A 19981-nucleotide genomic window follows, 5' to 3' on the forward strand; every position below is an offset into this window, starting at 1 on the left:
CTCCCCCGCCGTCCTCTCCCCCGCCCTTCAGCGCACCGTTCTGGATCGCGTCGTAGACGAACTGCAGGACGTCGGAGCCGGCCACCATGGTCATCGTCAGGGCGGCCAGCCGGGTGGCCCGGGGCGCGCTCACGTAGCCGAGCACGAACCCGGTGCCGACCCACTGCGCCATGCAGAACGGGCAGGTCAGCAGCTCGCCCACGGCGTGCTTGACCCCGCCGTGCTCGCGCACGACCTCGGCGACCTCCGCCTCCCCCGACGTCCCCTGGTAGCTGACGAACGGCGCGCGGACGGGCGCGGTGACCGGGTCCTTCGCGATCCGCCGGGCCAGCCGGAAGGTGCCGACGGTGAGGAGCACGGCGTCCCCCAGCGGGATCCTGCTGGGCAGCTCCCGGCCGCCGGCCCGGATCGCAGCGGCCGCCGTGCCCACGAGTCCGAGGTAGACGCCCATCGCCCCCAGGTCCGCACCCAACGGACGCGCCTCGCCCTGGGTGTACTCCTGCTTCTGGGTGCGCGCCCATCGCCGGACCGGCTCGCCGATCTGCCGCACGTCTGCCATCGCCATTCCCCGCCAGTACCCGCACAGAGTGATCGACAAGCCCGGACGGCCCCGGTGATGGGTCACGCATGGCGCCGGGGCTGGCGGGTAGGGCGATCGCACGACGCCGGTCACCCGACCGGCTCCCCCCGTCCACCGGACGGCGAGCGTGCGCGCGCCGCGGCACGCAGAACGGAGGCACCACCATGACCGAGCCCGACCGCGCCGCGATCGACTCCGCCCTCAACGACGCCGAGTTCCCCGACGACGAGCGCGGCCTCACCGGGACGACGGACGCCGACACCTCCGGCACCGACCCCCAGGGGCAGACCGCCCGGGACATCTCCTACGAGGACGACGGCGTCCCGGACATCGCCGACGACGACCACCCGACCGAGGCGTTGGCCGAGGACCCGGAGTTCGCCCCGGTGCCCGGCGAGCGCGCCAACGCCACAGTCGACTTCGGCACCACCGCCTTCGAGCAGGCCGAGGGCGAGTCGTTGTCGGGCCGGCTGGACCGCGAGGTGCCCGACAGCACGATGGACCCCATCGACGACGTCCGCGCGGCCGAGACCCACGACCGGACCGTCCCGCAGATCAGCCAGGACGGGCTGTCGGACCAGGCCGACTCCTTCACCGACAGCGTCAGCGACGACGTGATCGCCAGCGCCGACGACCCGACCGGTGGCGAGGGCCCCGAGGAGCGGGCCATGCACGTCACCGACGGCTGACCCGGCCAGGAGGCCGCCTGAGTGGTGCCCCCCTCCCGGCGAGGCTAGGTTGGGCGCCACGGTTGAGCAGCCAGCCGTCGCCTGCCCAGGCCCCTGGGCAGGTACGTCCGGAACACCCCGCGTGCCCCGGGCCGTGTCGGACCGGCCGGTGTACCGCAGTACATTGGCCGAGCTGAGCGTGCCCGACGGGCATCGCCGCTGAGAGGAGCTGCAGTCCGTGACCTCATCCGAGTCGCCCGCCGAGGGCTCGCGCGACGTGTCGGCCCCGGCTGACTCGAACGAAGCGCCCTTCGACGACGTGATCACGCTGTCGACGTCCACCGACGACGACGGCACGGTGACCGTGACGGTCGTCGGCGAGGTCGACACCTTCACCGCACCGGTCCTGCGGGCCTCCCTGGACACCCAGCTGGAGCAGCAGCCGACCGCGCTGGTCATCGACCTGTGCGGCGTGCAGTTCCTCGGTTCGGCCGGGCTGGCCGTCTTGGTGGAGACCCAGAAGTCGGCGCGCTCCCGCGACGTCGGGCTGCGGCTGGTGGCCAACACCCGCGCCGTGACCCGCCCGCTGGAGGTCACCGGCCTCATCGACCTCTTCACGATCGCCGAGAAGGCCTAGCACCGCACGTTCGTGCCGCGACGACGGGCGCCCCTCCTCCGGGAGGGGCGCCCGTCGTCGCCTCGTCAAGCGCTGAGCAGGCTGCACACGCCGGCCTCGAGGGTCCGCTGCGCCGTCCGGTCGTCCGCTGCCCGGGAAGCCTCGGCCACGGCATCGGCAATCGTCTCGCCGTGCTCGTACCGGTCGACGACCCGTGGGTCGACGTAGCTGGCCTTGCACACCGCCGGGGTGTTGCCCAGCTGCTCGGAGACCTTCACGTAGGCCTGCCGGACCACCTTGCCGCGCGCGGTCTTGCCCTTCGGCGGCGGCCCCTCGGCCAGCGTGGCGGCCATCATCACCGTCGCCGTCCAGGTGCGGAAGTCCTTCGCGGTGATCTCTGCGCCGCTGATCTCCTTGAGGTAGGCGTTGATCTCGTCACTGGTCACGTCGTGCCAGCTGCCGTCCGCCAGCGGGTAGCCCAGCAGCTCGTCACCCTGGTCGGCCGGCCGCTTCAGCAGCTCCCGGACCACCACCGCGGTCGGCTGGTCGATCAGCTCCAGCTCGCGCTCGATGCTGCCCTTGGCGGTGTAGCGGAAGAACACCTGCTCGCCGCGCACCTCGACGTGCTCGCGGCGCAGGGTGGCCAGCCCGAAGGTGCCGTTGTCCTCGGCGTACTGCTCGCTGCCCACCCGGAACGCCCCCAGGTCGAGCAGCCGCACACCACAGGCGAGCACCCGGTCGCGGTTGAGGCCCGTCGTGCCCAGCGCCTCGAGGACGGCGTCGCGGACGTCGGGCAGCTGGTGGCTGATCTCCAGCACCCGCTCGTGCTTGGCGGCATCCCGCTTGACCCGCCACGCGTCGTGGTAGCGGTACTGCCGCCGGCCGGCCGCATCGGTGCCGACCGCCTGGATGTGGCCGTTGGGCCACGGGCAGATCCACACGTCCTTCCACGCCGGCGGGATGGCGAGCGTCTTCAACCGGTCCAGCCGGTCGTCCTTGATCAGCACACCGTCGGAGTCGAAGTAGGCGAACCCACGTCCGGCCCGGCGTCGGGTCCAGCCCCGGGCGTGCACGTCACTACGGCGCAGTCTCACGCCGTTTGGGATGGGCACCACCGGGTCGGCTCAAACCCGTTGGGAGAGACCTGTCATCCCCGGAGCAGGAGTCGGCCGTGGTGCGGAGGTGGGGATCCGGGCCGGGCGGGATACCGTCAGGGGGCCCGGGAACAGCCCGGCCCCTCCGCACCGTCCGGCGCTGCGCGCCGGGCAGGACCTGCGGTGGGTGCGCTGAGATGGACCGCCACGCTCCCGTCCGGGACGTGGGGACGACGAAGGAGCGAACGACGCATGGTCGACACGACGGGCGCCGACGCCCCCACCGGCGAACGGCGCGCCGAGCGCCTGGAACTGAAGGTCCCGACCTCGCCGACGCAGCTGCCCGCGGTCCGCGCGATGGCCGGTGACCTGGCGATGCGGATGGACTTCGACCTGGACGCGGTCGAGGACCTCCGCCTCGCCGTCGACGAGGCCTGCGCCACGCTGGCCTCCGTCGCGCTGCGCGACTCCCCGCTGACCGTGGTCTTCGAGGCCAGTCGCGACGGCCTGCGCATCGACGCGTGGGTGCCCACCTCCCCCGGCGTCGACGTGCCGCGCGACGGCTTCGGTTGGGCCGTGCTGGAGGCGCTGGTCGACACGGTCGAGTCCGGGCCGAGCGACCAGGCCACGGTGACCGCCGGCAACGGCTCGGACACCCCGGTCGCCGGCATCGCCCTGGTCAAGAAGCTGCGCCGGTACACCACGGCGGACCTGCTCACCGAGCCCGGCGCCGACGTGTCGGTCGCCCGGTGACCCCGTCGGCTGCCACGGACTCACCGGCCGCCGACGACGCCGCAGTCCTCGACGTGGGTGAGCCCGCCCGACCCCGCACTCCGGCGGACGACGCACCGGTCGTCCCCGGAGCTGCCCCGGAGACCCTGGAGACGACCACGGACCCCGACGACGCCCCCACCCAGCGAGACCCCGCCGACCCGGCACCGGACGACGTCGTCGTCGAGGCAGTGGAGGTCGTCGAGACGGCCGAGGTCGCCGCGGCGCCCGAGGCCCCGGCCCCGGTCCCGCTCTCGGAGAACCGCAGCCGCTCCGAGCGGACCGCGCCGCTGTTCCTGGAGCTGTCCACGCTGGAGAAGGGCGACCCGCGCCGGGAGCGGCTGCGGGAGATCCTGGTCGAGGAGCACCTGCCGCTGGTCCGGCACTTCGCCCGCCGGTTCAGCAACCGCGGAGAGCCCTTCGACGACCTGCTGCAGGTCGGCACGCTGGGGCTGATCGCGGCCATCGACCGGTTCGACCCGACCCGCGGGGTGGAGTTCCTCTCCTTCGCCGTCCCCACCATCACCGGGGAGATCAAGCGGCACTTCCGCGACCAGGGCTGGTCGGTGCGGGTACCGCGGCGACTGCAGGAGCTGCACCTGTCGCTGAACGCGGCGGTCAGCGAGCTGTCCCAGAAGAACGGGCACGCCCCGACGCCGTCGGAGCTGGCCGAGCACCTGGGCATCCCGCGCGCCGAGGTGCTGGAGGGCCTGGCGGTGGCCAACGCCTACCGCAGCAGCTCGCTGGACGAGCGGCTGTCCGGCGAGGAGGACTCCCCCACCCTGGCCGCGACGCTGGGCGAGGAGGACGCCGCACTCGAGGGCGTGGAGTACCGCGAGTCGCTGCAGCCGCTGCTGGCCACCATCCCGGCCCGTGAGCGCCGCATCCTGATCCTGCGGTTCTTCGGGAACATGACCCAGTCACAGATCGCCGCGGACATCGGCATCTCCCAGATGCACGTCTCCCGGCTGCTCAGTCAGACCCTGGCCAAGCTCCGCGAGGGCCTGCTCAAGGACTGACGGAGGACCCCGTCCCCCTCGCACGCTCGGGGCGAGCCTCTGGACGGGGCCGGACGGCCGGTTCCGCGTCATGCGGAACCGGCCGTCGTCTCACTGCTGGTCGGGCTGCTCCCCGGTGCCGATCTGGGGCGGCGTGCTGCGGACGTCCTCGGCCGCCTGGGTCAGCGACGGTCGCGGCGGGGCGGCGCTGGGCAGGCTGGGCTCGACCCCGATGCTGGACAGCGAGATCTTCGCCTCGGGCTGCTCGGCGGCCGGCGGCAGGTTCGAGTCGAACCAGCTGCTGGTGTCCAGCGACTGGGCCGAGGCGGCTGCCGGCGCCGCGGCCGGCGCGGTCCCGTTGCCGTTGGCGCCGTCCACGTCCAGCCAGGACCGCTGCTCGCCGTCCGAGCCGCCCAGCCGGGACAACCCCTCCAGCGCCTTGCTGAACTCGCTGGGGACGATCCACATCTTGTTGGCGTCGCCCTGCGCGATCTTCGGCAGCGTCTGCAGGTACTGGTAGGCCAGCAGCCCCTGGTCGGGCTTGCCGTCGTGGATGGCCTGGAACACCGTCTCGATCGACTTCGCCTGGCCCTGCGCCTGCAGGAACAGCGCCGCCCGTTCACCCTCGGCGCGCAGGATCCGGCTCTGCCGCTCGGCCTCGGCGTCCAGGATGGCCGCCTGCTTCTTGCCCTCGGCCGACAGGATCGCCGAGGCCTTCTGGCCCTCGGCAGTGGTGATCGCCGACTGCCGCTGCCCCTCGGCGGTGAGGATGACCGCGCGCTTGTCGCGGTCGGCGCGCATCTGCTTCTCCATCGAGTCCTGGATGGACGGCGGCGGGTCGATCGCCTTGATCTCCACCCGGGCCACCCGCAGCCCCCACGGACCGGTGGTGCCGTCGAGCACCTCGCGCAGCTGGGAGTTGATCCCGTCCCGGCCGGTCAGCGCGCCCTCCAGGTTCAGCCCGCCGACGACGTTGCGCAGCGTCGTGGTGGTGAGCTGCTCCATGCCGGTGATGTAGTTCGCGATCCCGTAGACCGCCAGCCGGGGGTCGGTGACCTGGAAGTACACGACCGTGTCGATGCCCACCTGCAGGTTGTCCGCGGTGATCACCGGCTGGGGCGGGAAGGAGATCACCTGCTCGCGCAGGTCGATGGTGGCGCGGACCCGGTCCACGAACGGGACGAGCAGGGCCAGGCCGGGCGAGAGCGTGCGGCTGTAACGGCCGAGACGCTCGACGACCTTCGCCTGGGCCTGCGGGACGATCGTCACGCTCTTGGCGAGGACGACGACCACGAAGAGCGCGATCACGATGAGCGCGATCAGTGCGGGTTCCACGGTGCTCCGTTCCTAGGAGGTGGTGCGTGCCAGCGATCCTGCACCGTCCGAGACGGACACGTCACCGATTCCGTTCCCGGCTTCCCCGGATGGGGTCAGCAGTGGCCGACGAAGGCGATCGGCCCGTCGATCTGCACGATCCGCACCTCGTCGCCCACCTCGAAGACCTCGTCGTCGAGCTGGGTGCGCGCCGTCCACTCGTCGTGGCCCATCCGGATGCGCCCGGACTCGTTGTCCACCCGCTGGCTCACCACGGCCGTGCGGCCGACGTAGACGGCCACGCCGTCGATCTGCTCGGGGGTGCGGTCGACCAGGTGACGCTTGGCGACCGGGCGGACGACGACGAGCAGGGCCGCCGAGACGACGACGAAGGCGAGCAGCTGGATGGGCACGCTGTCGGTCAGGAACGCCGCGCTCATGCCGCCGAGCGCACCGCCGGCGAACATCAGCAGAACCAGGTCCAGGCTGGCCACCTCGCCCGCGGCGAAGAGGCCGGCGGCGATCAACCAGAGCAACCAGGCAGCCACACTTCGCAGTCTGGCACGCGCCGGCCGCCCGGCGGTGCCCTCGTCGACGAGTGGCGCGGGGTCGTAACCTCGGCAGTCGTGCACGACATCGCCGCCGGCCGGGTCGCCGTCTGGGCCACCGCCTGGCTCACCGGCCGGGCCTCCTACGACGCCGCCCTCGACGCCCTGCTGGGCGACACCGCCCACCGCGTGGTCGGGCTGCCCGGCACCGACGAGGCGGTCCCGCTGGGCTGGGCGCTGAGCGCGCTGCGCGGGCTCGGTGAGCGGCGGCTGCGGCTGGTGCTCCCCGTGCCCGGGGACACCCGCGGCATCCCGGCCGTCCCGTCGCTGGTCGCGGCGGCGCTCGAGTCCGGTCAGGCCGCGGTCGGTGAGCGGGTCGCGCTGGTGCCCGAGGCCCTGGGACCGGAGGCCGTCTCCTGGACGGCGGTCGACCTGGCCGGCACCCCGCCGGTCCCGCCAGCGGTGGAGGGCAACCTGCGGGCGGCCTCCGGCGAGCTCGACCTCGCCGTCGGCGACGCGGCCCGCACGCTGGTGGCGCTGGACCTGGCGCGCTGGAACCCCGAGGTGCCCGCGCTGCTGGCCGGGCTGGCCAAGACCGTCCGCGCGCCCGGCCTGCCCGCCGACCACGACCCGCTGGCGCTGTCGGTGCTGGGCCGGGCGCAGCGGCTGTCCCAGGTGCTCGACCTGGCGATGGCCGACGCCCCTGGCGCCGCGGTGACCCACGCGCAGGCCGCGGCCCGGGACGACGCGCTCCGGCCACTGGCCCAGGCCGTACGCAGCGCCACCATGGCCAGCTACAACTGGGTGCCCAGGTGACCACCGCGGCGGCGTAGCCGCTCCGGTTCACGAGTGGGGGCCGGAGGCCTCCCGACGCGAGGCGGGAAGCGGCTCAGCGGAGCCGGGGACGGCTCGTGGTCGCGGTGTCGTCCGTCAGGACGACCGTGTGCGACGGTGGACGAAACAACAACTGGCCGGGCAGTTGGTGCCCAGCCGCGGTTGGCCGCCGGCCCGCCGCTCCTCCAGCAGCTCCCGCAGCGAGGTGACGAAGGCCGGGTGGGTACCGGCCGTCCCGGCGCGGACGAAGGCCAGCCCCAACTCGCCGGCGGTCTCCTCGGCCTCGTTGTCCAGGTCCCAGATGACCTCGAGGTGGTCGCTGATGAACCCGATCGGGAAGACGACGACCGCCTCCTCCCCCGACTCGGCCAGCGCCCGCAGGTGGTCGTTGACGTCGGGCTCCAGCCACGGCACCGACGGCGGCCCGCTGCGGCTCTGCCAGACCAGGTCGAACGAGCGCCCCGGAGCGGCGGCGTCGACGACCAGCTGGGCCGCGCGCACCAGCTCGGCCTCGTAGGCCCCGCCCTGCGGCCCGGCGACGGCGGCCATGGCGTCCGGGATGCTGTGCGCGGTGGCGACCAGACGGGCGGTGTCCCGCACGCCCTCGGGCAGGGTGGCGATCGCGGCGGCCAGCGCCTCCGCGTTGGCCTGCACGAAGCCGGGCGCGTCGAAGTAGTGCGGCAGCTTCTCCGCGGTCGGGCCGGCCGGCGCGGACGGGTCGAGCTCCAGCGCGACCCGCGCCCGGGCGACGTCCTCGTGGTACTGCCGGCAGCCGGAGAACGAGGCGTAGGCCGAGGTCGCGAGCACGTAGGCGTGCGCGATGCCGTCCTCGGCCATCTGCCGCCAGGCGTCCTCGACGTAGGGCGCCCAGTTGCGGTTGCCCCAGTACACCGGCATGTCGATGCCCACCGCGGCGAGCTCGGCCTCCAGGGCGGCGACCAGCGCCTTGTTCTGGTCGTTGATCGGGCTGACCCCGTCGAAGTGGTGGTAGTGCTCGGCGACGGCCTCCAGCCGCTCCCGCGGGATGCCGCGACCGCGGGTGACGTTCTCCAGGAACGGCATCACGTCGTCGTGGCCCTCGGGACCGCCGAAGCCGAGGACGAGCAGCGCCTCGCGCCGGCCGGCCGGGGCGGGCTCCGCGGACGGCTCGACACCGCCGTTGTTGCGGACGGCGAGCGAGGGGTCCTGGTCCGGCTGCTGGCCGGCCCGGGTGATCGAGGCCCCCGCGGGGAGCGGGTGCCGGGGCGAGGCGAGGTCAGACACCGACGGCATGGAAGCCCCCGTCGACGTGCACGATCTCACCGGTCGTCGCCGGGAACCAGTCCGACAGCAGCGCGGCGACGGCCTTGCCGGCGGGCTCGGTGTCGGTGACCGACCAGCCCAGCGGGGCGCGGCCCTCCCAGGCCTCCTCGAACTGGGCGCTGCCCGGGATCGACTTCATCGCCATGGTGCGCAGCGGGCCGGCCGCGACCAGGTTCACCCGCACGCCCTCGGAGCCCAGCTCCCGGGCCAGGTAGCGGGAGGTCGACTCCAGCGCCGCCTTGGCCGCGCCCATCCAGCCGTAGACGGGCCAGGCGACGGTGGCGTCGAAGGTCAGCCCGACCACCGAGGCGGTGTCGCCGAACAGCGGCCGGCAGGCCTGGGTGAGCGAGGCGAGCGACCAGCTGGACACCTGGAACGCGGTGGCCGCGTGCTCCCACGCGACCTCGGTGAACCCGTCGCCCATCGCCTCCTGGGGGGCGAAGCCGATGGAGTGGACGACGCCGTCGAGCGAGTCGACGTGCTCGCGCAGCCGGTCGGCCAGGGTCGACAGGTGCTCGGCGTCGGTGACGTCCAGCTCGACCACCGCGGCCTCCTGCGGCAGCCGCTTGGCGATCCGCTGGCACAGCGACAGTGCGCGGCCGAAGTTGGACAGGACGACGGTGGCGCCCTGCTCCTGCGCGATGCGCGCCACCGAGAAGGCGATCGACTGCTCGGTGAGCACACCGGCGACCAGGATCTTCTTGCCCTCGAGAATGCCCATTCCTAGTGCCCCATCCCCAGTCCGCCGTCGACCGGGACGACCGCCCCGGTGATGTACCCCGCCTGCTCGCCCGCCAGGAAGCGGACGACGCCGGCGATCTCGTCCGCCTCGGCGAGGCGACCCAGCGGCACCTGACCGAGGATCTCCTGCTGCCGCTTCTCCGGCAGCTCCGCGGTCATGTCCGTGGACACGAAGCCCGGCGCGACCACGTTGGCGGTGATGCCACGGCTACCCAGCTCCCGGGCGATCGAGCGGGCGAGCCCGACCAGCCCGGACTTGCTCGCCGCGTAGTTGACCTGCCCGGCCGAGCCCAGCAGCCCGACCACCGAGCTGATGAAGACCATCCGGCCGGAGCGGGCGCGCACCATCTTCGGCGCCGCGCGCTTGGCGACCCGGTAGGCGGCGGTGAGGTTGGCGTCGATGACGTCGGTGAAGGCGTCCTCGCCCATCCGCAGCAGCAGCCCGTCGCGGGTGATGCCGGCGTTGCTCACCAGCACCTCGACCGGCCCCTGGTGCTCCTCGACCTCGGTGAACGCGCGGTCCACCGCCGCGGCGTCGGTGACATCGCACTCCACCCCGAACAGCCCCTCGGGGGCGCCGCTGCCGCGGTGCGTCACCGCGACCGAGTCACCGGCCTCCACGAACGAGCGGGCGATGGCCAGCCCGATCCCCCGGTTCCCGCCGGTCACCAGCACCGACCTGCCCACCGTGCCCACCTCATCGCCGCCGGCCGCCTGTCCCGTCGGGGTGAACCTATCCGGTGGGCGCAGGTCACACCCGGGCGAGCCGGTGGGGGCCGCCCGGTCGGCCGACCCTTCCGCTGCTGCCCGCAGCTGGCTAGCTTCGGCGGTCCGGGGGCTGGGAGGGTGGTCCGTGGACGCACTCATGCCGTTCCTCAGCGGCCGCCGGGCCGTGGTGGCCTGGCTGGTGGCCGCGCTGCTGGTCACCTTCCTGGCGACCCGGTTCACCACCCGGGCGATCCGCGCCGGCCGCGGGCCGTTCCGCGACGCCAGCGTCGGCGGCGTCCACCTGCACCACGAGGTCTACGGCATCTTCCTGCTGCTGGGCACCGGCACGGCCGAGTTCACCTACCGCCCCGGCGGGGGGTGGCAGTACGTGCTCGCGGCGCTGTTCGGAGCCGGTGCCGCGCTGACCCTCGACGAGTTCGCGCTGTGGCTGCACCTGGACGACGTCTACTGGTCCGCCGAGGGGCGCAGCTCCGTCGACGCCGTGCTGCTCGCGCTGCTGGTCGGCGGTCTGCTGCTGTTCGGCGCCAACCCCTTCGACACCGACGAGGCCGGCGGCGAGGTCGCGGTGCTGGTCACCGTCGCGGTCAACACGGTGTTCGCGCTGATCAGCATCCTCAAGGGCCGGGTGGTGGCCGGGGTGGTGGGGGTCTTCGTCCCGGTCGTGGGGATGGTCGCCGCGCTGCGGCTGGCCCGGCCGTCCTCGCCCTGGGCCCGCCGCAGGTACCCGGCCGGGTCCGACCGCGCGCGCCGGGCCCAGGAGCGCTTCCCGGCCGGGCGCCGCAACCGGTGGGACGCGCTGGTCGACCTCTTCGCCCCGGGCACCCGCCCGGCGCTACCGCGCGGCGTCGCGCGGGTGGACGGCTGACCGGGGGGCCACCCCGGACGGGATCCGCCACTCCTCCCCGGTGCGCCACTCGAGCATGACGATGCTGGCGTCGTCCTGCAGCTGGTCGGCCTGGTGCTCCAGCACCCGCCGCATGAGCTGGCGGACGGTCTCCGGCGCCGGGTCCCCGGCGGACGCGGCCGCCAGGATGAACTCGGCCAGCCGGGCCTCCCCGAAGAACTCGCCGTCGGGCGACCGGGCCTCGGTGATGCCGTCGGTGTAGAGGACCAGCCGGTCGCCGGGTTCCAGGCGGGTGGTGCAGGTGGTCGGTCGGCCGTCCTGCAGCCCGAGCGGCCGGCTGGGTGGGCAGCGCGGGGGCAGCACCAGCTCCCCGGCCCGCAGGACCAGCGGGTCGGGATGGCCGGCGTTGACCCAGCGGAGCTGGCCGCTCTCGACGTCCAGCCGGGCGATGACCGCGGTGGCGAACTGGCTGCCGGTGAACTGGCCGGCGATCGCCTCGTCCATCTCCCGGGCGATGTCGGGCAGGTCGAGCCTGCTCCGCCGGGCGTGCCGGTAGGCACCCACGGCGACGCCGGCCAGGACGGCGGCCGGCAGCCCGTGTCCGACCGAGTCCAGGACCAGCAGGTCGGCGGTCCCGTCGGTGACCGAGTAGTCGAAGGTGTCCCCGCCGATCTCGTAGGCCGGCTCCAGCCCGCCGGTGATCACCACCCGGTCGGTGCCGAAGGTGAGCGGCGGCAGCAGCTCCCACTGGATCTCCGCCGCCAGGCTCATCGACCTGCGCCGGCGGACCCGGGCGTAGACGTCGCTGTACTGGGCGTTGGCGACGATCAGCTCGGCGGTCAGCGACACCAGGGCGCGCAGGTCCTCCTCGAGGTCGTCGTCCGGCTCGCCGTGCAGGACGGCCTCCACGACACCGAGCCGCTCCATACCGTTGAGCAGCGGCAGCCACAGCCGGTGTCCACCGTGGGTGGCCGAGCGCACCACCTCCACCCGCCGGAAGGCGCGACCGGCCAGGCTGCTGTCGATCGACATCACCTGCCGCTCCGGGACGCCCTCACCGGGCAGCGCGACGAGCGAGCTCTGCTCGTAGTCGGTCAGGTAGAGGACCAGGTCCCGCGCGCCCATCGCCCGGGCGTGCTCGGCGACGACGGCGGGCAGCCGCTCGGCGGCGAGCAGGTGGGAGGCGCGCAGCAGGGAGCGCAACGGATCGACCACGGGGACTCCCACGGCTCGGGGCGGGCGAGGGCGGATGCCCTCACTCCCAGGCGCCTGTGCCCAGCACACCGTCATCCGTCACCTCCGCCCGCTGGGGTCGCCCGGGGTGGGGCGGTCGACCGCACACAGCCGGGTCGGCCCCAGCCGATCACGTCCGGGCCTCCACCCGCCGATGGAGGGAGCGGGCCGGGAGCGGCGGCGGTGCGCTCGACCCCTCGCACAGCACCGCCAGGACGGGGAGGGCAGTTGACCGACGTGATGTGGGGGAACCGACCCCCGCCCGCACCCGATGGCCGCGCCTGCCTCGCCGGGCGGTGGACCCCGGCGTCCGCGGCCGAGCTGACCCGCTGCCGGCGCCGGCTCGCCGCCGCGCTGGGCACCGAGCGAGCCGCCGGGACCGTCGCCGGAGGTGCGGTCGAGCGGTTGCTGCTGGTGTTCGAGGAGGTCGGCTCCAACGCGCTGCGGCACGGTCGCGGACCGGTCGAGATCACGCTGACCCGCACGCCCACGCACTGGCTGCTGGAGGTGAGCGACGCCGCCGGCGACATCGGACCCGCCCCCGCCGTCGACCGGGACGCCGCGCTCGGGGGCCTGGGGCTGTACGTGGTCGCCCGGGTCTGCGGGGCCCACGGCTGGTTCACCGACGGTGCCCGCAAGACCGTCTGGGCGCGGATCGACCACACCCGCGCGGAAGCCCCTTCGGAGGTGGTCGACTCCCTGCCCAAGCCGCGGCTGGCGGCGACCAGGCGGCAGCAGCCCTGCCGGTGACCACCCGGCGGGCCCCGGGCGCGGCGCACGGTTAGGCTCGGCGGACGGCGATGGATCTCCGCCCAGGGGCCGACTCGGTCCCTCGACCGCCGCTCCCGGCTGATGGGTCCTCCTGTGTCCCGACGGGAGGACTGCGCCCGATGACCGACGAGCACCTCGACCTGCCGGTCGACCCCGACCCCTCGCCGACCTCCGCGGGTCGGCCCGCGCACCACCAGCCCCTGATGTGGCTCGCGGTGGCGCTGGGAGGGCTCCTCGGGGCACCCGTCCGGTACGCCGTCGGCCGGTGGCTGCCCACCCCGGCGGAGGGCTGGCCGACCGCGACGTTCCTGGTCAACCTCGCCGGTGCCTTCCTGCTGGGCCTGCTCCTCGAGGCACTCGCCCGCCGCGGCCCGGACGTCGGTCACCGCCGGGCGCTGCGGCTGTTCGCCGGGACCGGCTTCTGCGGTGCGCTGACCACCTACAGCACCCTCGCGGTCGAGGTCGACCTCCTCGTCGACCACGACCGCTGGCCGGTCGCCGTCGCGTACGGGGCGGCCAGCGTGGTCGCCGGCCTGGTGGCGGCCGGTGCGGGTGTCGCCGTGGCGGTGGGCCACCACCGCGTCCGCCGGACCGCGGACTCCCCGGCCGGCGGCGGCGCCCGGTGATGACCGTGTGGGTGGCGCTGGCCGGCAGCGCCGGGGCACTGGCCCGGTTCGGCCTGGACGGCGGCGTCAGACGCCGGTGGCCGACGACCTTCCCCTGGGCGACGCTCCTGATCAACGTCAGCGGGTCGCTCCTGCTCGGGCTGCTGACCGGCCTGGTGCTCTTCCGCGGCGAGCCCGATGCGATCAGGATCATCATCGGGACCGGGTTCTGCGGCGGCTACACGACCTTCAGCACCGCCTCCTTCGAGACGGTCCGGCTGCTCCAGACCGGCCGGCGCCTGGAGGCCGCGGCCAACGCCGTCGGCAGCCTGCTGCTGACGGTGCTGGCCGGAGGTGCGGGCCTGGCGCTGTCCCGGCTGGGGTGACCAGCGGGGCCGTCCAGCAGGGAGGAGTGCCATGACCGGTGACGGCGACGGCGACCTGCTCGCGGGCCCGGCGGTGACCGTGGCCGGCAGCGGCCCGGACGCCGGTCCGCGGACGACCCTGGTGCTCGGCTTCGACCGGGACCGGGCGAGCGACGCCGCCCTCGGCGTCGCCGTCGACCTGGCCGACCGGCTGCGGGCGCACGTGGCTGTGGTGCACGTGGTGAACCTCAACGACTTCCCCGTCGATCCGGACGCCCCGGACTGGGAGGACCAGGCGCGGGACGCCCTCGCCGAGGAGCGAGCGCGGGTGGAGCGGGCGCTGCGGGGCCACCGGTACGGCTGGTCCTACGAGGCCCACTCCGGCGGGCCGGTCGAGGTGCTCGTGCAGGTCGCCGAGGACCGGGACGCCTACGCCATCGTCGTCGGCCGGCACGGCCGCGGCGTCAGCGAGGGGCTGCGGCGGCTGGTCGACGGGTCGGTGTCCCGCCGGCTGCTGTCGACGTGCGGCCGACCGGTGCTCGTCGTGCCCGCCGGCACCGGCCCATCACCGCGCTGAGCCCGCTCAGGGGCGGACCGACGGGCGATCGCGACGAGGCCGACCCGCCTCGCGGTGCTGCCGCCGGCCCGGGTCCGGCGGCAGGCTGATCGGAGCGCTCAGGTCAGCAGCAGTCGCAGCTGCAGTCCTCGTCCGTGCAGTCGGGGTCGCAGACGCAGGTCAGTCGGGGCATGCCGGGTCACCTCCTCCCTCGGTCGGGCACCAGGTGCCGGGGCTGGGCGGCGGGCAGTCGGCGGCCGGCAGCGCGTCGGCCATGGCGACCATCTCCGCGCGCAGGGCGGTCAGCCGGGCGAGCTCGGCGTCGAGCTCGGCCAGCCGGCGGCGCAGCAGCTGCTCCGCGGGCTCGCAGGGGCACCGGCCGGTGTCGCGGACCGCGAGCAGGTCGCGGATGTCGGCCAGCCGGAGGCCGAGGCGCTGGGCACCCCGGATGAAGTGCAGCCGGTCCAGCGCGCCCGGCCCGTAGCTGCGGTACCCCGCGGCGGTCCGGTCGGGCGGCGGCAGCAGCCCCACCCGCTCGTACCAGCGGATCGTGTCGGCCGAGGTCCCCGCCGCCTGCGCCAGCTCGGACACCCGCAGTCCGCGGGCCCCCGCGAGCGTCCCGGTGCTCGTCATGGCGGGACCGTAGACCTGGGAGTCGACTCCGAGGTCAAGCCCGGAGCGGCTCTCCGCTCCCCCTCTCTGCACGAACGGGCTCCCACAAGGAGAGCCGGTCCGGAGCCTCTGCCGCCGCCTGCGGACCCGGTGGACCTGTGGGAGCCCGCGGACGGCCCCGACGGGCGCGACTTCGGCGCCGAGGGCCGGTTCAGCGACCAGCAGTTGGACCTGGGACGCGGAGATCTGGGCCGGCCGGCACCACGGTCCGCTGGCCGCCGCCCTCGGCGCCGGGGTGCTGGCCGGGTCGACCGCGCTGGTCCGCCGGTTCCGCCGCTGAGCCGGCCGCCCGTCAGTCGGACGGCGTGCGGCAGGTGGTCACCGCGAAGGTCTCCAGGCTGCTCCGCACGTCGTCCGCGGGGGTGAGCACGAGGGGCCGGGGCGCGCCCTCCCCCAGCGCGACGACCAGCCCGATCAGCCCGGTCCGGTAGCTCTCGCCCAGGGCGTGGACGTCGCAGCGGGCCGGCACCATGTCGACCTCGAGGACGGCGGAGCCGTCGACCAGGGTGGGCAGCGGCCCCACGGCGGTGATGTCGTAGACGGTGTTCGACCCGGTGCCCGTCACCCGGACCGGGTCGGTCCCGGTGAGCCGGCGCAGCTCTATCGACACGCGCATCGCGGGTCCCCGCCCGGTCCGGACGGGCGCGGCCGCGACCACGGAGATCCCGGCCTGGCCACGCAGCGCCTGCTCCGCGCAGTCCGCGTCGTGCAGTCGCTGCACCAGGCCGTCGTCCTCCAGGGGCACCTCCACGGTCCGCTGGGCACCGGTCCCGTCGCGGAGCCGCAGCGCGGCGACCGGGGCGCCCGGCGGCACCGTGCAGTCGGCGGGGCCCATGGTCACCGCGAGGTCGAGCCCCGGTGCCGGGACGAGCACGGTGTCGCGGTCCGCCGCGGGCTCGGTGGTCAGTCCCGGGGCGCGCAGGTCGAGGCCCTCGAGGACGAGACCGGCGTTCGCCGCGACCAGCCGGACCTCCAGCCGGCGGCGCTCCACGTCCCGGCGGAACTGCAGCAGGCGACCGTGCACCCCGGCCTGCGCGTCCCCCGCCACCGCCGCCGGCCCGGGCGCCAGCGGGGCGACGGCCGGCGGGGCGACGGTCGACGTCCGGGGAGGCGCCCCGGCGGACGCGGCCGGATCGGCGGCGTCGGAGGCGGCCGGGCCGCACGACGTGGTCACCAGGCCGGCCAGGACCAGGACCGCCACGACCCGCGCCGGGCACCTCCGCGCGGGCCCGGTGGACATCGCGGCTCCTCTCGTCCGCGCGCGTAGGCCGCCCGGACGCCCCCAGGGTGCGGTGGACGGCGCCCGGCGCACAAGGGGCTGCTCGACGTGGGACCGGGGTGCGCGGAACCGGCGATGACGTCGCCGTCCGGCCTAGGCTGCCCGCGAGGAACGCGACAGCGAGGCGGACCGACCATGACCCAGCGACCCCGGTGCTGCGACGGGCCCGGCGGAGCCGCGGCCCGGCCCCGGGGCGGGCGGCCGTGACCGACCTCGCGCTCTCGGCGGAGGCGCGGCTGGAGCGGCTGCTGGACCGGCTGCTGCGGTCGGCGGAGACCCTGCTCGCGGCCGGGGAGCTGGAGCTGGCACGGTCCACCGCGGAGGAGGTCCGCGCCGTCGACCCGGACAACCAACGCGCCACGTCGGTCCTGCGGCGGGTGTCGGTCCGCCAGCTCGGCCCGTCCGGCGAGCGGGTGCTGATGACGCTGCTGTTCTCGGACCTGGTCGGCTCCACGATGCTGTCCGAGCGGGTGGAGCCCGAGCAGCTCCGCGACCTCTTCGGCTTCTACCGGACGGCGGCCCGGGAGGCCGTGGACCGGTACAGCGGCTACGTCATGCAGTACTCGGGCGACGGCATCCTCGCCGGGTTCGGGCACCCCACGCCGCACGAGGACGACGCCCGCCGGGCGGTGCTCGCCGCGCTCGACCTCGTGGTGACGATGCGGGACGCGCGGCCCGAGCTGGACCGCCGGTTCGGGGTGGCCCCGGAGCTGCGGGTGGGCCTGCACACCGGCCGGGTGGTGGTCACCGACCTGAGCGGCGACGACGGCGTCGCCGAGCGGGACTCCATCGTGGGGCTGGTGCCCAACCTGGCCGCCCGGGTCCAGCAGGCGGCCGACCCGGGCATGGTGGTGATCAGCGACGTCACCCAGCAGCTCGTGGACGCCGACTTCGTCATGCGCTCCCTGGGCGAGCGGCACCTCAAGGGGATCAGCCGGCCGGTCGAGGTGTTCGCCGTGGACCGGCCCCGGTACGCCGCGGCCCGGTTCGAGGCCGAGCGCTACCGGCAGGCGGGGCTGGTCGGCCGGGACGGGCCGCGGGACCGGCTGCTGTCGGCGTGGGACGTGGTGCGGGAGACGACCGGGCCGGCGTCCGCGGCCACCTTCCTGGTCGTCGGCGAGGCGGGCATCGGCAAGTCCCGGCTGGTGGCGGAGGTCCTCGACCGGGTCGAGGCCAGCGGCGGCCGGGTGCTCGGCGCAGCGTGCCTGCCCTACCACGCGAACGTCTCGCTCTGGCCGATCGCGCAGGTGCTGGAGCGCGAGGTCGGCCCGGTGTCCGACGCCGCCGAGCGGCTGCCGGCCCTGGTCGCGCACCTCGACCAGCTGGGCCTCGACCCGGCCGGGGCGGTGCCCTTCCTCGGCCCCCTCCTCGGCATCCCGCCGACGCCGGAGCACCCGGCGCCCGCACTGGACCCGACCGCGCTGCTGGACGAGACCCTCGACCGGCTCGCCGACTGGGTCGCCGCCCGGACCGCCCGGCCGCCGTACCTGCTCGCCGTCGAGGACCTGCACTGGGCCGACCCCTCCACCCTGGAGCTGCTGGGGCGGCTGGTCGGCCGGCGGCTGCCCGGCGTCCTGCTGGTGGCCACCAGCAGGGAGGAGCCGGTGGTGCCGTGGCGGGACGCCGCCGAGGTCCTGCCGCTGCAGCGGCTGGACGGGTCCGCCGCCACCCGGCTGGTGGAGAACCTCACGGCCGGGCGGGGCCTGAGCGCGGACCAGCGGGCCTCGATCATCGCGCACGCCGAGGGCATCCCGCTCTTCCTCGAGGAGCTGACCCGGTCCAGCCTCGACGAGCACCGCAACGACCCGATGCCGCTCCGGCTGCAGGAGCTGTTCACCTGGCGGCTCAAGGCGCCCGGCATCGACCTCCGCGTCGTCCAGGTCGCCGCCACGGTGGGGCCGACCTTCGAGGCCGCGACGGTCTCGACGGTGCTCGGTGACCCCGCCGCCGTCGCCGAGCAGCTCGGGCTGCTGGCCGATCAGGGGATCGTCGAGCCGGCCGGCCCGGCGGTGGCCAGCTACCGGTTCCGGCACGCGCTGATGCGCGACGCCGCGTACGAGACCCAGGTGCTCGACGTGCGCCGCGAGACGCACGCGCGGGTGGCCGACGCCCTCACCGGAGCCGGCGCCGAGCCGGCCCTGATCGCCCAGCACCTGGACCTGGCCGGGGCGGCCGAGCGCGCCGCCGCGCTGTACCTCGTCGCCGGCCAGGCCCAGCACGCCCGCGGCGCCCACACCGAGGCCACCGGGCTGCTCTCCCGGGCCGTGGTGCTGCTGGAGGGCCTGCCCTCCTCGGAGGACCGCGACCTCAGCGAGCTCTCCGCCCGGCTGCTGCGGGGGCTCAGCGTCAGCTCGATGCACGGCTACGCCGCCCCGATGGTGCAGTCCGACCACCGGCGCGCCGAGGAGCTCGCCGCCCGGCTCGGCCGGCCCGAGGTCCTGCCCGCGCTGATCGCGCTGTGGGGCTACCGGCTGACCAGCGGCGACCTGTTCGCTGCCCGCGAGCTCATCGAACGGCTCACTGGCATGGTGCAGGAGGCGCCGTTCTCCGGGTTCGGGCCGGAGGTGTCCTCCTGCGCCGGCTTCCTCGACCTCCACCAGGGCCGACTGCTGTCCGCGCCGCGGCACCTGCACGCCGCGCGGGCCGGATTCGCCGCTCGCCCTCCGGACCTGACGGTCTCCCCGGTCTGGCCGCTCCCCAACGACCCGGTGGCAGGCTCGGCCATCGCGCTGGCGTGCGTCAGCGCCGCCCGGGGCGAGCTCGGTGAGGCGGCCCGCTGGGAGGCAGAGGCGCTCCGCCGGGCCAGGGCACTCGCGCCGCCGCTCGGGCCGTCCAGCCTCGCCTTCGTCCAGACCTACGCCGCCTGGATCCGGCGCTTCCTCGGCGACGACGACGGCGCGCGGCGGTTCGGCGCGGAGGTCGTCGCCCTCGGCCGGGAGCACGGCTCCACCTTTTGGACGACGCTCGGCTGCGTGTACCTGGCCGCCCGCGAGCCGGGCGGCGAACCTGACCGCGCCTTCGAGGCGCAGGTCATCGGCACGCTGCGGGTGATGGGGCACGAGTCCTTCGCCGCCTCGCACCTGATCTACCTCGCCCGGCTGGACGCGGCGGCCGGTGACCTTGACCGGGCGGCCGAGCACATCGCCGAGGGACTCGCCGCCGTCCGGTCGGCGGGCGAGTTCCTGCACCTCCCTGGGCTGCTCCGGCTGAAGGCCGGCTACGCGCTGGCCCTAGGGGAACCGGCCGAGCAGCCGGTGGCCGACCTGCGGGAGGCGCTGCGGGTGGCCGTCGAGCAGGGCTCCCGGGTGACCCGCCTCCGCGCCGCCCTCGAGCTGGCCCAGGTCCCCGGTCCGGCCCGCCCGGCCGACTGGCGCACGGTCCTGGCCGAGGCGCGGGCGGACCTGCCCGCGTCGTTCACCACCGCCGAGACGGCGGCCGCCGACGCCCTGCTGGCCGGCTGA

General features: G+C 75.0%; 21 protein-coding genes. 11 read left to right on the forward strand and 10 right to left on the reverse strand.

Going from position 1 to position 19981, the window contains the following annotated elements:
- A partial coding sequence (locus FHL79_RS18615; RefSeq protein WP_246080966.1) for a DUF1360 domain-containing protein occupies positions 1-559 on the reverse strand: 559 nt, incomplete at its 3' end.
- 185 nt (positions 560-744) lie between these two features.
- Between FHL79_RS18615 and FHL79_RS18620 the strand changes: the two genes are divergently transcribed.
- Entirely contained in the window at positions 745-1269 is a 525-nt protein-coding gene (locus FHL79_RS18620; RefSeq protein ID WP_138760073.1) for a hypothetical protein, read from the forward strand.
- 217 nt (positions 1270-1486) lie between these two features.
- Positions 1487-1885, forward strand: coding sequence for an STAS domain-containing protein (locus tag FHL79_RS18625; protein ID WP_026844129.1), 399 nt, complete (start codon positions 1487-1489; stop codon positions 1883-1885).
- A gap of 65 nt (positions 1886-1950) precedes the next feature.
- Here the strand turns inward: FHL79_RS18625 and FHL79_RS18630 are convergent, their stop codons facing one another.
- Positions 1951-2958: a DNA topoisomerase IB gene (locus tag FHL79_RS18630; protein WP_246080968.1), complete on the reverse strand. Its 1008-nt coding sequence runs from the start codon at positions 2956-2958 to the stop codon at positions 1951-1953.
- A 252-nt stretch (positions 2959-3210) separates the two neighbouring features.
- Between FHL79_RS18630 and FHL79_RS18635 the strand changes: the two genes are divergently transcribed.
- Together FHL79_RS18635 and FHL79_RS18640 are read left to right on the forward strand one after the other, a co-directional pair.
- Positions 3211-3711: an ATP-binding protein gene (locus tag FHL79_RS18635; protein WP_138760074.1), complete on the forward strand. Its 501-nt coding sequence runs from the start codon at positions 3211-3213 to the stop codon at positions 3709-3711.
- Positions 3708-4748, forward strand: coding sequence for an RNA polymerase sigma factor SigF (locus FHL79_RS18640; RefSeq protein WP_138760075.1), 1041 nt, complete (start codon positions 3708-3710; stop codon positions 4746-4748). The genes FHL79_RS18635 and FHL79_RS18640 overlap by 4 nt, the downstream gene beginning before the upstream one ends.
- Positions 4749-4838: 90 nt before the next feature.
- Here the strand turns inward: FHL79_RS18640 and FHL79_RS18645 are convergent, their stop codons facing one another.
- On the reverse strand, positions 4839-6062 hold the full coding sequence (locus FHL79_RS18645; RefSeq protein WP_138760076.1) for an SPFH domain-containing protein: 1224 nt from the start codon (positions 6060-6062) through the stop codon (positions 4839-4841).
- A 95-nt stretch (positions 6063-6157) separates the two neighbouring features.
- Positions 6158-6589 carry an NfeD family protein gene (locus FHL79_RS18650; RefSeq protein ID WP_138760077.1) on the reverse strand — a complete coding sequence of 144 codons (432 nt, stop codon included), beginning with the start codon at positions 6587-6589 and terminating at the stop codon, positions 6158-6160.
- 78 nt (positions 6590-6667) lie between these two features.
- Between FHL79_RS18650 and FHL79_RS18655 the strand changes: the two genes are divergently transcribed.
- The gene (locus FHL79_RS18655; RefSeq protein WP_138760078.1) at positions 6668-7405 is read left to right on the forward strand and encodes an Rv1486c family protein; all 738 of its coding nucleotides are present in this window, start codon (positions 6668-6670) and stop codon (positions 7403-7405) included.
- Positions 7406-7519: 114 nt separating this feature from the next.
- Here the strand turns inward: FHL79_RS18655 and FHL79_RS18660 are convergent, their stop codons facing one another.
- From FHL79_RS18660 to fabG, 3 genes are read right to left on the reverse strand one after another with little or no spacing between them, the layout of a single operon-like run.
- On the reverse strand, positions 7520-8686 hold the full coding sequence (locus FHL79_RS18660; RefSeq protein WP_138760079.1) for a ferrochelatase: 1167 nt from the start codon (positions 8684-8686) through the stop codon (positions 7520-7522).
- Positions 8679-9446: an enoyl-ACP reductase FabI gene (fabI, locus tag FHL79_RS18665; RefSeq protein ID WP_138760080.1), complete on the reverse strand. Its 768-nt coding sequence runs from the start codon at positions 9444-9446 to the stop codon at positions 8679-8681. Before fabI ends, FHL79_RS18660 begins: the two co-directional genes overlap by 8 nt.
- A gap of 2 nt (positions 9447-9448) precedes the next feature.
- A complete protein-coding gene (gene fabG / locus FHL79_RS18670; protein ID WP_138760081.1) occupies positions 9449-10153 on the reverse strand; it encodes a beta-ketoacyl-ACP reductase in 705 nt (234 codons plus the stop codon).
- Positions 10154-10319: 166 nt separating this feature from the next.
- Between fabG and FHL79_RS18675 the strand changes: the two genes are divergently transcribed.
- Complete coding sequence (locus FHL79_RS18675; protein ID WP_138760082.1) at positions 10320-11060, forward strand: hypothetical protein; 741 nt, start codon at positions 10320-10322, stop codon at positions 11058-11060.
- Here FHL79_RS18675 and FHL79_RS18680 read toward each other — a convergent pair.
- Complete coding sequence (locus tag FHL79_RS18680; protein WP_246080970.1) at positions 11028-12254, reverse strand: PP2C family protein-serine/threonine phosphatase; 1227 nt, start codon at positions 12252-12254, stop codon at positions 11028-11030. The two genes, FHL79_RS18675 and FHL79_RS18680, sit on opposite strands and share 33 nt — an antisense overlap.
- Before the next feature lie 255 nt (positions 12255-12509).
- On the opposite strand from FHL79_RS18680, the gene FHL79_RS18685 reads away from it, so the two are divergent.
- From FHL79_RS18685 to FHL79_RS18700, 4 genes are all read left to right on the forward strand, one after another.
- Entirely contained in the window at positions 12510-13022 is a 513-nt protein-coding gene (locus FHL79_RS18685) for an ATP-binding protein (protein ID WP_246080977.1), read from the forward strand.
- 140 nt (positions 13023-13162) lie between these two features.
- Positions 13163-13669, forward strand: coding sequence for a fluoride efflux transporter FluC (locus FHL79_RS18690; RefSeq protein WP_138760085.1), 507 nt, complete (start codon positions 13163-13165; stop codon positions 13667-13669).
- Entirely contained in the window at positions 13669-14034 is a 366-nt protein-coding gene (gene crcB, locus FHL79_RS18695; RefSeq protein WP_138760086.1) for a fluoride efflux transporter CrcB, read from the forward strand. The genes FHL79_RS18690 and crcB overlap by 1 nt, the downstream gene beginning before the upstream one ends.
- Positions 14035-14065: 31 nt before the next feature.
- The gene (locus FHL79_RS18700) at positions 14066-14590 is read left to right on the forward strand and encodes a universal stress protein (RefSeq protein WP_138760087.1); all 525 of its coding nucleotides are present in this window, start codon (positions 14066-14068) and stop codon (positions 14588-14590) included.
- A 159-nt stretch (positions 14591-14749) separates the two neighbouring features.
- Here the strand turns inward: FHL79_RS18700 and FHL79_RS18705 are convergent, their stop codons facing one another.
- Positions 14750-15202 carry a heavy metal-responsive transcriptional regulator gene (locus FHL79_RS18705; RefSeq protein WP_342777112.1) on the reverse strand — a complete coding sequence of 151 codons (453 nt, stop codon included), beginning with the start codon at positions 15200-15202 and terminating at the stop codon, positions 14750-14752.
- A 331-nt stretch (positions 15203-15533) separates the two neighbouring features.
- Entirely contained in the window at positions 15534-16481 is a 948-nt protein-coding gene (locus FHL79_RS18710) for a hypothetical protein (RefSeq protein WP_171058240.1), read from the reverse strand.
- Positions 16482-16723: 242 nt separating this feature from the next.
- Here FHL79_RS18710 and FHL79_RS18715 point away from each other — a divergent pair, with 242 nt between their 5' ends.
- Positions 16724-19981 carry an ATP-binding protein gene (locus FHL79_RS18715; RefSeq protein WP_138760090.1) on the forward strand — a complete coding sequence of 1086 codons (3258 nt, stop codon included), beginning with the start codon at positions 16724-16726 and terminating at the stop codon, positions 19979-19981.

Source organism: Modestobacter altitudinis (assembly GCF_005930475.1).
GTDB classification, from domain to species: Bacteria; Actinomycetota; Actinomycetes; order Mycobacteriales; family Geodermatophilaceae; genus Modestobacter; species Modestobacter altitudinis.